12 protein-coding genes are annotated in these 12,233 nt (G+C 66.3%); 11 read left to right on the plus strand and 1 reads right to left on the minus strand.

Features of this window, described 5'->3' with window-relative positions; all coding sequences use genetic code 11:
• Window positions 1-135: 135 nt before the first annotated feature.
• The 5 genes from AC1D34_RS25005 to argE all read left to right on the plus strand — a co-directional run bounded on the left by AC1D34_RS25005 (window position 136) and on the right by argE (window position 5,068).
• Window positions 136-1,137 carry a helix-turn-helix transcriptional regulator gene (locus AC1D34_RS25005; protein ID WP_476825652.1) on the plus strand — a complete coding sequence of 334 codons (1,002 nt, stop codon included), beginning with the start codon at window positions 136-138 and terminating at the stop codon, window positions 1,135-1,137.
• A 105-nt stretch (window positions 1,138-1,242) separates the two neighbouring features.
• Window positions 1,243-2,073: an AraC family transcriptional regulator gene (locus tag AC1D34_RS25010; protein WP_441507316.1), complete on the plus strand. Its 831-nt coding sequence runs from the start codon at window positions 1,243-1,245 to the stop codon at window positions 2,071-2,073.
• A 157-nt stretch (window positions 2,074-2,230) separates the two neighbouring features.
• Window positions 2,231-2,956, plus strand: a complete 726-nt coding sequence (locus tag AC1D34_RS25015; protein ID WP_476768642.1) for an alanyl-tRNA editing protein — start codon at window positions 2,231-2,233, stop codon at window positions 2,954-2,956.
• A gap of 10 nt (window positions 2,957-2,966) precedes the next feature.
• On the plus strand, window positions 2,967-3,902 hold the full coding sequence (locus tag AC1D34_RS25020) for a DMT family transporter (RefSeq protein ID WP_441491260.1): 936 nt from the start codon (window positions 2,967-2,969) through the stop codon (window positions 3,900-3,902).
• Between the two features lie 53 nt (window positions 3,903-3,955).
• A complete protein-coding gene (argE, locus tag AC1D34_RS25025) occupies window positions 3,956-5,068 on the plus strand; it encodes an acetylornithine deacetylase (protein WP_476825653.1) in 1,113 nt (370 codons plus the stop codon).
• Between the two features lie 54 nt (window positions 5,069-5,122).
• Here the strand turns inward: argE and AC1D34_RS25030 are convergent, their stop codons facing one another.
• A complete protein-coding gene (locus AC1D34_RS25030) occupies window positions 5,123-6,100 on the minus strand; it encodes an ABC transporter substrate-binding protein (protein WP_441507312.1) in 978 nt (325 codons plus the stop codon).
• Between the two features lie 185 nt (window positions 6,101-6,285).
• Between AC1D34_RS25030 and AC1D34_RS25035 the strand changes: the two genes are divergently transcribed.
• The 6 genes from AC1D34_RS25035 to AC1D34_RS25060 all read left to right on the plus strand — a co-directional run.
• Window positions 6,286-7,272 (plus strand): alpha/beta hydrolase family protein, encoded by a 987-nt coding sequence (locus AC1D34_RS25035; protein WP_476825654.1) that lies wholly within the window; start codon window positions 6,286-6,288, stop codon window positions 7,270-7,272.
• An 851-nt stretch (window positions 7,273-8,123) separates the two neighbouring features.
• Complete coding sequence (locus AC1D34_RS25040) at window positions 8,124-9,401, plus strand: PQQ-dependent sugar dehydrogenase (protein ID WP_441507310.1); 1,278 nt, start codon at window positions 8,124-8,126, stop codon at window positions 9,399-9,401.
• A 351-nt stretch (window positions 9,402-9,752) separates the two neighbouring features.
• Window positions 9,753-10,067 carry a c-type cytochrome gene (locus tag AC1D34_RS25045; protein WP_441507309.1) on the plus strand — a complete coding sequence of 105 codons (315 nt, stop codon included), beginning with the start codon at window positions 9,753-9,755 and terminating at the stop codon, window positions 10,065-10,067.
• A gap of 187 nt (window positions 10,068-10,254) precedes the next feature.
• Complete coding sequence (locus AC1D34_RS25050; protein WP_441507308.1) at window positions 10,255-10,698, plus strand: hypothetical protein; 444 nt, start codon at window positions 10,255-10,257, stop codon at window positions 10,696-10,698.
• 229 nt (window positions 10,699-10,927) lie between these two features.
• Window positions 10,928-11,230 (plus strand): hypothetical protein, encoded by a 303-nt coding sequence (locus AC1D34_RS25055; protein ID WP_441507307.1) that lies wholly within the window; start codon window positions 10,928-10,930, stop codon window positions 11,228-11,230.
• A gap of 270 nt (window positions 11,231-11,500) precedes the next feature.
• Window positions 11,501-12,233, plus strand: a 733-nt coding sequence (locus AC1D34_RS25060; protein ID WP_476825655.1) for an RNB domain-containing ribonuclease, incomplete at its 3' end; no start/stop codon positions are given.

The raw sequence follows: 12,233 nt of genomic DNA on the forward strand, positions 1-12,233 counted from the left end.
GCATTTCGTGCATGGGCAGATCGCAGTCTTGCCATTTCGCGCCAATCGCGACCGGCTATTCTGCGCGTCGTTGGCGAATCCTGGGGTAGCCCTGCCCCAGGAAACGCGGCGCCCCGATGATCACGGCGAGATCCGATGGCTGATATCCCTTTGACGCGCGGCCAGTTCCTTCTGCCCTTCGTCGGAATTCTCGACGAGATGGGGGCGCCGACACATTCGCTCCTGGAGAAGTTCCGGCTTCCCTCGTCCCTGGAGGAGAAGAGCGACTTCTACCTGCCGCTCCTGCCGGTGCTGCGCTTCGCGGCAACCGCCGGGAGAACCCAGGGCATCGAGGATTTCGGCTTCCTCGCGACCCAGCGGCTGCATTTCCTGCATTTGAGAGAAAGGACCCGGGCGCTGATCGCGCACGCCCCGACACTGCTCGTTGCGCTCAGGCACGCCTGCCGCTGGGCGTCACGGGAGGATACGATCCTGAGCATGTGGATCGAACACCATGACGATCATGCGCGCGTCTGCAGCAGGCTCGCCGGGACAGATGGGCTGCTCAATCTGGAATACGCACAATGGATCCAGAATATTTTCCCGGTCTACATCATCCGGCAGTTTGCAGGGCCCGACTGGATGCCGGGAACGATCGCCTTCGAGACGAGGTACACGCCGGGTCCTGCGACGCGGGCCGCCTGGCCCAATGTGCAGTTCCTGTCAGGCCAGCACGCTGCCTGGATCAGCCTGCCGGTCTCCCACCTTGGTCTTTCCAACCGTTCGACCGACTCATTTGCCCCCCCGCACGATCACGCGGATGGTCCCTCGGCCTTTGACATCGTCGAACTGCTCAAGCTGATGTTGCCGGCCTATCTGGATGAGCGAACCCCGGCTCTGGCCGAGGTCGCGGAGATGGCAGGCGTCAGCGCCCGCAGCTTTCAGCGCAAGCTCGCCCATGTCGGCCTGACCTATTCGGACATCCTCGACACGGTCAGATATGAGAATGYGGCCAGGCTTTTGCGCGACACGGATTCCAGGATCATCGATGTCGCATTTTCGACCGGCTACACGGACCCGGCGCATTTCAGCCGCGCCTTCCGCCGCATTGCCGGCGTAACGCCGCGTCAGTTCCGTGAGCAATCGCGGCTGGGATGAGCGCGTTTCGAGGAGCCGATGGCGCGCCTTCGGCAATGCAGCATGGTTGCGATCCGGCCTGGATCGTCGCACCATCGCACCCGTCCTCACCGTCCGGATCGCATCTTGGCCCGCATCGACCTCCGCAACTCCTCGCGCTACTGGCACGACCCGCGGGTTCCGGGCCTGAGCTGCCTCGTTGCCGATTTCACCAGCCATGATTATGCGCCCCATAGCCATGACGGCTTCGTCGTCGCCGTCACCGAAGCCGGCGGCGCCGAATTCAAGAGCCGCGGACGCAGCGACGAGGCCAGGACCTCGAGCCTCTTGGTGTTCAACCCCGACGAGCCCCATTCCGGGCGGATGGGCTGGAGCCGGCGCTGGCTCTATCGCGGGTTCTACCTGACGCCACCGGCGATCGAGACGCTGAAGACCGCGCTGGGCCTGGATGAGACCGCCTATTTCAGCCGCAACACCGTCCACGACCCCGATCTGATCGAGGCTTTCCTCGGCCTGCACCGCATCCTYGACCAGGGCGACGATCCGCTTGAGGAGCGCGAGCTGCTGCTGCGCAGCTTCGGTGCCCTGATCCGGCGCCATGCCGCGGGCGAACCCCGGCTGGTGCTGCCGGCGCGGGACCGCGCCAAAGCCGCCCGCATCCGCGAGTTCATGCGGGAGCGTCATGCCGAGGACCTCACGCTGGAGCAGTTGGGGCTGGAGGTCGGTCTGACGCCGTTCCAGCTCATCGCCCTGTTCAAGCGCAGCACGGGGTTGACCCCGCATGCCTATCTCACGCAACTGCGCCTCAAGGCGGCGATCAGGGCGCTCGGGCGCGGCGCCACGATCGCCGCTGCTGCGCTCGACGCCGGCTTCTACGACCAGAGCGCGCTGACGCGGCATTTCAAGCGCAGCTACGGCATTACGCCGCTGCAATGGGTGCGCGCCGCGTCCGGCTGAAGCATCGGCAGGAAACGTGGATTGCGGTCTTCGGCAGAGCCGCCGCACACGGGCGATCTGATCGCGCTCTCAATTTTCGCCAATAGACACGCGCCGCGCCGCGCCACTCTCGCCTGCAGGCAAGCCCCTCGTCGGGGCTGCCCGCAAGGTGAGTTTCATGTCCCGCTATTACTGCCTCGATCATCCCGATGTCCTGACGCTGGCGACGGAGGTCGTAGAGACACGGCCAGGCCGGGTCGCGCTTTCAGAGAGCCCGTTCTATCCCGGCGGCGGCGGCCAATTGCCCGATCGCGGCACGCTCGCCTGGACTGGCGGCGAAGTCGCGATCGCGGGTTTCGAAAACGAGGGCGGCCGGCTCTGGCACATGCTGGCGGAACCGCTCGAACTGCCGGCGGCGCCCGTGGAAGCGAGGGTCGACGGGCCGTTCCGGCAGCTGATGCGGGCGCTGCACACCGATCTGCATATCGTGAATGCCGTCGTCTTCCAGGATTTCAATGGCGCGCTCGTCACCGGGGTGCAGATGAACGAGGACGGCACGGCGCGCATCGATTTCGACTTGCCCGAGGCGGATAACGAGCGCCTGCGCGCCATCGAAGGCACGGTCAACGATCTGATCCGGCGGGATTTTCCGGTGCGGCAAAGCCATGTCGCGGAAGCCGCGGCCTTCGCGGAGCCCGGCCTGATCCGCTCGCGCTCTGTCGCCCCGCCGCCGACGGCGGACGGGCAGGTCCGCATCGTCGAGATCGTCGGGCTCGACCGGCAGGCCTGCGGCGGCACGCATCTCGCGTCGACCGGGGCCTCGCCGCCGATCAGCATCCTGAAGATCGACAACAAGGGCCGGCATAACCGCCGGCTGCGCATCGGCCTCGCCGGCGTCGCGTAAGGCGCTCGCGATGTATCTCTTCCAGCGTCTCTGGTCGCAGCCCTTGCTGCTCCTGCCCCTGCCGCCGCTGTTCTGGGCCGGCAATCTCGTGCTCGGCCGGGCGCTCGCAGGATCCTTTCCGCCTGTCTCGCTGGCGGTCGGCCGCTGGCTCGTAGCGCTCGCCTGCCTGCTGCCCTTCGTTCTCGGCACGCTTCGTGCGCAGCGGCAGGCGCTCATCCGCGCGCGTGGCCTCGTCTTCGCCTGCGGCGCCTTCGGCATCGCCGGCTACAATGCGCTGGGCTATCTCGCCCTGCAAAGTGCACCGGCCGCGAGCGTCGCCTTCCTGAACTCGACCCTGCCGCTGATGGTGCCGCTCGCCGCCTTCATGCTCGGCGTCGAGCGTGTCTCGGCCCGCACGCTGGCCGGCATCGCCATCTCCTTCGTCGGCGTGAGCTGGATCGTCGCGCGCGGTGCGCCTTCGACGCTGTCGGGCTTGAGCCTCACCGGCGGCGAGCCGCTGGTTCTAATCGCGGTCGCCAATTACGCGGTCTATTCGGTGCTGCTGCGCCGCCGCCCGGCCGATCTCGACCCGCTCCTCTTCCTAGCCGCGACGATGGCGGCGGGGCTCCTGGTGCTGCTGCCGTTCTGGATCTGGGAGCTCGCCCAGGGCGCGACGATCCCGATATCGCCCGGCCCGATCGCGGCGGTGCTCTATATCGGCGTCTTCGCCTCGCTGCTCGCCTTCATCATCTGGAATCGCTGCGTCGGTGCGCTGGGGCCGAGCGTGACGGGCGCCTCCTTCCATCTCGTCGCCCTGTTCACCGCCGCCCTCGCCTTCCTGCTGCTCGGCGAGCCCGTGCAGCCGTTCCATCTCGTTGGCGCGGCCTTGATCCTCGGCGGCTTCGGCCTCGCCGCCGCTGGCGGCCGCCCGTCCGTATCCCGACGCCCCGGAGAAGCCAGATCATGACCGTGTTTGCGCAGGAGGATTTCGCCGATCACGAGCAGGTGGCGTGAACGGCGATGACTGCGACGATCGCCCTGCTCGCGGAACTGGTCGGTTTCGACACGACATCGAGCCGCTCGAACCTGGCGCTCGTCGAGCGCGTCGCCGACCGCCTCGACGGCATCGGCGCCCGTGTCCGGTTGAGCCATGACGAGGGTCGCGGCAAGGCCAATATCCTCGCGAGCTTCGGCCCCCGCGCGCCGGGCGGCGTCGTCCTCTCCGGGCATACCGACACGGTTCCCGTCGACGACCAGAGCTGGTCCTCCGACCCCTTCCGGCTGAGCGAGCGCGACGGCAAGCTCCATGGCCGCGGCGCCGCCGACATGAAGGGTTTCATCGCGGCCTGCCTTGCTGCGGCGGAGAGTTTCGCGGCCGCCGATCTYGCCCGCCCGATCCATATCKCGCTGTCCTATGACGAGGAGGTCGGCTGTCTCGGCGTGCCCGGCCTGATCGCCGATCTGCTCGCCCATGAGGAGAGGCCGGAGCTCGGCATCATCGGCGAGCCGACCCTGATGCGGCTCGGCGACCGCCATCGCGGCTTTCTCGGGTTCCGCACGCGTTTCGAAGGCAAGGCGGCGCATTCGAGCGATCCGAGCGCGGGGGCGAGCGCGATCTATCCCGCGGTCGATTTCGCCGGCTTCCTCAGGGCGGTCGGGCACCGCGCCGGGGCGATCGACCGCACGACCGTCAATCTCGGCCGGATCGAGGGCGGCTCGGCGATCAACATCGTGCCCTCCGCCTGCGAGCTGCTCTGGGAATTCCGGCCGGTCACGCCTGAGGATGCCGAGGAKACCGAACGGCTGGTCGCCGCCTATCTCGCCCGCGCAACGCCGCCCGACATCCGCCAGTCGACGCGAAGGCATGTCCATGTTCCGCCTCTGGCGAGCGCCGGCGCCGAACCGGCTCTCGCTGTCGTCGCCGCACTCGGCGGCATCGGCCCGCCCTTCGCGATGCCCTTCGGCACGGAGGCCGGTTTCTTCCAGGCCGCCGGCATCTCCGCGGTGGTGTGCGGGCCGGGCTCGATCGCCCAGGCGCACCAGCCCGACGAATGGATCGCGCCCGCGCAGCTCGGGGCCGCCGACGCCTTCCTGGCCCGGCTCGCGGGCTGGGCCGGCCGCCGTCACTCCTGAAGGGCCGCGCCCACGATGCCGGTTTCGCCGGCGCAGGCGACCGGAGCCGGCGCACTATTCGATCACGCGATCGGCGCGTTCGATCAGAGCTGGCTTGACCTCGATGCCGAGCGCCCTCGCCGTCTTCAGATTGAGCACGAATTCGAACACGGTCGGGCGCTCGATCGGCAGTTCCGCCGGCTTCGTTCCCTTCAGGATGCGGTCCACGTAATAGGCGACCCGCCGATAGGATTCAGCGAGCTTCGGTCCGTATGTGTACAAGGCGCCGGCCTCCGCAAAATCGGCCCAGGCCGAGACGACGGGAATGCGGTGTGCGTTCGCGACATCGACGATCTGCCGGCGGTTCGTGAAGGTGATCGGATCGGGAAAGACCACGATCGCCTGCGGCGGGTCGGCGGCCAGGCCGGCATAGGCCAGACGGAGCGCATCGGGACCCGGGGTGGAAAAATATTGGATCGCAATGCCGAGCTTCTCAGCCATCTCGATCGAATTGCTTCGCTCCAGCTCCTCTCCGGCATGCGTCGGACTTGCGATGATCGCGACACGATTGATCTGCGGCATCACTTCCCGCAGCATTTCCAAGCGTTTGCCGTTCAGCTCGACCGACATCAAGGTGATTCCGGTCATCTTGCGTGCGGGCCTGGCAAGGCTCTCGGCGAGCCCGGCCAGAACAGGGTCGGCGCTGAACACATAGATCACCGGGACGACGGCGCTGACCTTCTGAAGCAGGCTCGTCGCCGGACCATGGGTGACGATCACATTCACCGGCATGGCGGCCGGTTCGTCCGCCAAGGCCACGACCCGGTCACTGTCGCCATCGGCATAGCGCGCCGTCATCGTGAGATTGCGGCCCTCGACATAGCCCAGGGCGGCAAGCCCGGCACGCAATGCGTCGAGAAACGGGCTGACTTCGGCGACCCGTCCCATGGTGAGCCAGCCGAGATGGACGGCCTTGGGCTGCTGCGCACGCGATCCGAGCGGCCAGGTCAGCCCTGCGCCAGCGAGCAAGAGGACGAAATCCCGTCGCGTCATCGGCCAACCCTCCGGTGGCAGGGGGGCCATCTTGCCCGATGCGCGCCGAAATGTCGTCAGATGTCGCCGCTTCGCCCGCGGGGCGGGATGGCGTTCGCCTCCGCCCGCGAAATGAGCCAATCATGCCCTGTCCATGGATCGGCCGCGCCTGTACCGGTTCGGCGGCAACGCGTTTGGAGTCGAGGATGCGCGGTATAGGAGCTTCAAGCCGTCTCGGACTGCTGACGCTGACATTTGCCGCGGCGCCAGGACTGGCGCCGGCCTCCGCTCAATCCATCCCCGAGCGGGCGAATTTCGACCCGATCGCCGTGGTCGATGGCATCAGGATCAGCCGGACCGAGTGCGCGGCGCTGGAAGCCAAGAATACCGCGATCTGGCTCGAAACCCAGGCGACATGCCTGCGATRTTATGCGGCCGGGCTGAAACCTGGCTCCGGCACGATCCCCATCGCCGCGATCTGGCTGAACGGCGACGTACTGGGACCGAAGGGGGCGAATGCGGACAAGCGGCAAAGCGGCTTCGGCCCGACGGAGATGGTCGCGCTGCAGCAGAGGCTTTCGGCCCGCTTCGGCATCCCCTCGATCTTCCTGGGGCGGCCCGGAACCTATGGAAGCGCCGGCAAGCACTACACGATGCGCGGTCGCCCCATCGAAGCGCAGCTCATCTCGGCTGCGCTCGACGGTCTCAAGGCGCGGTATCACATCCAGTCATGGGCGCTCGGCGGGCATAGCGGTGGCGGAACGCTCGTCGCGGAGATGCTGGCGCAGCGCGACGATCTGCGCTGTGCGGTGATCTCCTCCGGCGCAGCCGCCTATCGCGCCTATCTGGAAGCACGCGGCCTCGTGAGGCCGGGGCAGAGATCGGAGCGTTTCGACCCCTCGGCTGCGCTCGACAAGGTGCCGACCGATCCCGCACGGCGCGTCTTCGTGATCGGCGATCCGCGCGAGACGAATGTGCCGTTCTCCTCCCAGAAGCTCTATTTCGAAGGCCTTGCGCGCCGCGGCCATGCGGCCTGGCTGATCCCGCTGGAGCGCGCCACGGATGCCCGCCACCATGATCTCGTCGATTTCGGCGAGACGGCGAACGCGCTCTGCGCGGCAGGCGCGGGCACCGACCGGATCGTCGGCACGCTCACCTCCATGCCGGCACAGGGACCTCGCTTGTCAAACTGAGCTGTTGCAAGTGCCAAGCGGTGGCTCAGATGGCGCGAGATTCCCGTTGGCCGCCTTGGTCGGGAGTTGACAGGTCGGCGCCAGACCCTGCCCTCGCCCTCAGATTGAGATTCATCCCTGTCCTCTATCGCATTGGAAAGACGAGGTTTCCAGAAGAGGGCAGGCGGTACCCGGAGATCGGCGACGCGCGATGCTGGAGCTCTTTCCCGAACGGGATGGCGAGCGGGCTACTCCAGATCGGGACACCGGTCGCGCGCGCTCCAGAAATCCTCCGTCGCCCCCAAAGCCACTCTGCCGAAGGACGCGTATTGCGACGCGAACGGCGGATGCTGCGCCTCGCCACCATGCGAGCTGGCCGAGATTGGGGCCGGGGCGTACCGGGCCCGGGCGCCCTCCCCGGCGATCCGGCCCCGGGCTGGCGAGCCTCGCAAAGTAGCTCCCGGATATGGCCGAGACTAATCTGGAAATTCTCCAGTCTATATCTGCCCATTTTCCAGACCGTCGGCACTCAGAGCGAACCACGACTCAGCGATCATCAATTCACCTATCGTCATCGCGGCATGCAATTGGGGCGTGCCCTCGGATAACGGCATATCGCGCCGCATCCGGCGGCCTATCCTCTTGCGTAAGACTTTTCGTCATCTCCAATATTGACGCTCGCGTTAGCCAAGCAAGCTTAGCGCTGCCCCAGCGTCTCTGCCGCGGAATCGACGCACCACCTCGACGCGAAACGATGTTGCACGACATTGGACGCTCGCATAACAATCGACCTGTCGAACAATGCTTTCGGCCCAGGATCCAGCGGATCGCTGGCCTTTACAGGGATGCACAATAACTCGGAGGAGACATCGATGACTCGACGTATTCGCTTCGTGTTGCCTTATACGTTACTGGCTTCATTCGCCCTATCCGGGGCGGCGACGGCCCAAAGCCCCGGCGGAACGCCCGGGCTCACCAGCACCACGGTGATGTCCGGACGCGAGCTGACCTGGGACATGGCCTTCCTGCCCGACGGCACGATGTTCTTCACCGAGAAATGCGGTGGGCTCTCGGTCCGGCTCCCCTCCGGCAAGATCAACGCCCTGCTCGGCATCAAGGATTCCAAGAACTACCCCGAGACCGCGTCCGACCTCTTCTGCAGCGGCCAGGCCGGCATGAGCGGCGTCGCGATCGACCCCGACTTCAACAACAACCGCTTCATCTACGTGTCCTCGGCGTCGAACATCACCGCGCCGGGAACCAATCGGGTGCTGCGGCTCGTGGTCAGCCCCGATCTGACCAAGGTCTCGAACCGGCAGGATATCGTCACCGACATCGCCTACAAGGCGGCGCCGAGCAACCATCCCTTCGGCGATGCCGGCGCGCATAATGGCGGGCGCCTGCGCTTTGGCCCCGCGGACGGCTTCCTCTACGTGACGACGGGCGACACCCATAATGGCGAGGTGCCGCAGGGCCCGACCCGCATTGGGGGCAAAGTGCTGCGCATCGACCGGGACGGCAAGGCCGCGCCCGGCAACAACCCGCCACAGGGCTTCGATACGCGCGTCTTCACCTACGGCCACCGCAACCCGCAGGGCATCTGCTTCCGGCCCGGCACCAACCAGCCCTACACGGCGGAGAACGGCCCCTGGCATAGCGACGAGGTGACGGCGCTGACCGCCGGCGGCAACGCGGGCTGGGATCCGCGCCCGAACATCGCCGGGCGCGCCGACTGCCCCGACAATTATTGCGGATACTCGCCGAACCAGATGGGCGCAGTGGATCCGAAGGAGCGCTCGGCCTTCATGCCGATGACCGACACCAAGACCTATCCCAACGCGATGAAGCCGGCCTGGAACAACGACACGCTTTCGCAGGGCATGTCGTCATGCGTATTCCTGAACGGCCCGCAATGGAAGGACTGGAACGGCCGGATGGTCGTGACCTTCATGGGCATCGGCATCCACGGAACGCCGGTCGGCAACCGCCTCGACGTGCTCAACATCACGCCCGATGGCGCGTCCGCCACGCGCAGCACGGTGTCCCTGCCGATGCCGGCCGGACGCTTCCGCTCCGTCGTGCAGGCGCCTGACGGCAGCATGTACGTGGCCACCGACCAGGGCGACGTCTACCAGCTCAAGCCCAACTGAGCCTGATGGGCAGCCGCGCCTGCCGCAGCGGCGGCGCGGCCGACCTTCCGTCTGCGGGCCCAGCCTGGCCGCGCCCGCAGACCTGACGCGATCAGCATTCGCAACCGCTTCGGACAGCGACCAGCACGAGACGATACGGACAGATGGAGCTTGGGCTTCTCGCCTGGCGGCGGACAAGTGCCGGCTCCGGCAGCGCTCGCGTTTCAGCGCATGTCCCGCAGATCATCGCGTGCCTGGCCGCCCCGACCGGAGAGCCGATGATGATCCTTGCGTTGGTGCTGTCCGCTTCGTTTCGACCACTGTTCCGCGATACCGACCGATCCGGATCGCGCATGATGGGAAGCCTGGTCCATGGTTGACTTTCGCCACCTCGCCGCAGCCGCTTTCGTCGCGCTTCTGGCATCCTCGCCCGCTTTCGCAAGCCCCGAACTGGCCAGGAGCAAGAACTGCGTCGCCTGCCATTCCATCGAACGCAAGATGATCGGTCCAGCCTACAAGGCCGTGGCCGAGCGTTATGCCAAGGACGAAGCCGCGCTCAAGACCTTGAGCGAGAAGATCATGAAGGGCGGGGGCGGCAATTGGGGTCAGATGCCGATGCCGCCTCAACCTGGCGTCTCGCCCGAGGAGGCCGAAGGTCTGGTGAAGTGGATTCTGTCCCAGCAATAGGGACCGTCATCGGCGGCAGCGGCGGCCTCCGGCACCGGTGCCGCCAGATACTGGAGCCGCTCAGCGGGTCACCCCCCGTCGGTTAGGACGACTTCTGCTTCCGGCCCATCTCTGACAATCTCGGCGGAGTGTCGCGACGTCGACAGCCGGCCTGCTGCGCGACCGACAGCGGAGAGGAATGGAAGTGATGAAGCGCATCTTCGTAGCCACGGCCCTTGCGGCAAGCTTCGCCTGGCCCGGCCTGCTTGCCGCCCAGGATCTCCCGCGGTCGATTGTGGATCTCGGCTTGACCGACATTCAGACCCGCCCGAAGCCGCACATCGCCTATGGCAGATATGTCTACGGCACCCTGCCCGGCGGCGCTCGCATCAAGGTCGAACTGGAGCAGAACGGGGAAATCGATGAAATCGAAGCGCGGGGGCGCGGCCTCTTTCCCATTGACCAGATCCGCTCGCTGGTTCCGGCCCCGGTGCTGCAAAACCCGTCCTGGCCGGCCGGTGCTACGCTCGAAAGGATTGAGTTCGAGCGAGGCGGACGCATCAAGATCGAAGGCCGCCTTGCCGATGGGATCAAGTTCGATGCCGAGTTTGCAGCCGATGGACAGCTGATCGATTTCGATAGGGACGGCTGAAGACGCGGCCAGCGCGCGCGAGTGGCCTCCTGCCAAAGGTCGATGCTACCAAGATGCAGGGATCGCCGCGCAGCCACACGCCGTCCGTGTCGCGAAGCATTTGCGACGTGAGACGCGCCAGCTTCTGTCATTCCGAGGCTATGCGGCCACCGTCCGTATCTGGGAAAGCTGCCCAAACAAAATGGGGCTCGGTTCCCTTTCGGACCGTCGGAAGCCTGAGGAGGGCTGATTGAAAGGCAGGGGGTTCTACGTATGGCTTACCGCCTTCGTCGTGGTCGTGGGCGTTCTGGTTTGGAGCCTCAGCCCCGGCCCTTCAGAACATCCATCGATCGGAGGGGGCGGTTATGACCTCTCCGGCCCAGTTTACACCTTGGTGCTTCTGGCATTCACGGGCCTCTGGACGCTTGCAACACTGCTGACCGGCCTGAACCACAGCGAGGCAGGGACCCGTCGTCGCGCGTTCATCCTGGCGGTCATCGGCCTCATCACCTTCTCGCTGTCGATCATGATCTGGGGCAACAACCTGAGTTAGCGGGCACGCGGGCGTGACACTGGAAACAGGCTATTCGCGAGGCGCAGGTCGATCGTCGATCCCACCGGCGTGCCTATCTCGAGTCGAGCAAATTGCGCCCCACGTCTGCGGGAAGCGAAGTGCGCCCCGATCCAGTCTGAGGCGCATCGCTCGACATGACCGATCGCTATCGTTGCATGTGATGCCCAAACGGTTGCAACTATAGCAGTTCGCGAACCTTCGCGCGGGCTGCTTCGCAGCAGCTCAACAACGGGCAGAGGTCTCGCGAGGATGAAGACCCTCATTGATTCCACCAATGCGCTGATCGGTGGAATGGCGGCGATACGCCGCCAATTCGGCGTGCCGGAGCAGTTTCCGCCCGCGGTTCTTGCAGCGGCGGAAACTGCTGCCCATCGCGCGCCGACCGCGCATGTCGACCGCACGGACCGGCCTTTCGTCACGCTCGACCCCGCGACATCGACGGATCTCGACCAGGCCTTCACGATCGAGCGCAGCGGCAACGACCTTTTGCTGCATTACGCCATCGCCGATGTCGCTTGGTTCGTCGACGATGGCGACGCGGTCGACCGGGAAGCGTGGCAGCGCGGCACGACGCTCTATCTGCCGGACGGCAAGGTCGGGCTGTATCCGCCGGTTCTCGCCGAGGGCGCCGCGAGCCTCCTGCCCACCGGACCTCGGCCGGCGGTGATCTTCACCACCCGGATCGACACCGATGGCAACGTCCATCTCGACAATGCAGAGCGGGCTGTCATCCGCAGCACCGCCAAGCTCGCCTATGACAGGGTCGGCGCGTCTGATCTGCCGCCCGATTTCGATGAACTGGCCCGCCGCATCGAGGCTGCCGAGAGCCGGCGCGGCGCAGCGCGCGTGGACCCACCTGAACAGGAGGTCGATGCTCTCGGCGACGGCCGCTACCAATTGATCTTCCGCCCGCGCCTACGCGCCGAGGAGCAGAACGCCACCCTGTCCCTGGCCAGCAATATCGCGATCGCGGCTGCACTCC

It is taken from the genome of Allobosea sp. P1_A7 (assembly GCF_056406775.1).

Coding starts and splice junctions, on each gene's coding strand:
- AC1D34_RS25040 (WP_441507310.1), top strand. CDS start 8,124: ATGACTCGACGTATTCGCTTCGTGTTGCCTTATACGTTACTGGCTTCA.
- AC1D34_RS25015 (WP_476768642.1), top strand. CDS start 2,231: ATGTCCCGCTATTACTGCCTCGATCATCCCGATGTCCTGACGCTGGCG.
- AC1D34_RS25030 (WP_441507312.1), bottom strand. CDS start 6,100: ATGACGCGACGGGATTTCGTCCTCTTGCTCGCTGGCGCAGGGCTGACC.
- AC1D34_RS25050 (WP_441507308.1), top strand. CDS start 10,255: ATGAAGCGCATCTTCGTAGCCACGGCCCTTGCGGCAAGCTTCGCCTGG.
- AC1D34_RS25020 (WP_441491260.1), top strand. CDS start 2,967: ATGTATCTCTTCCAGCGTCTCTGGTCGCAGCCCTTGCTGCTCCTGCCC.
- AC1D34_RS25045 (WP_441507309.1), top strand. CDS start 9,753: ATGGTTGACTTTCGCCACCTCGCCGCAGCCGCTTTCGTCGCGCTTCTG.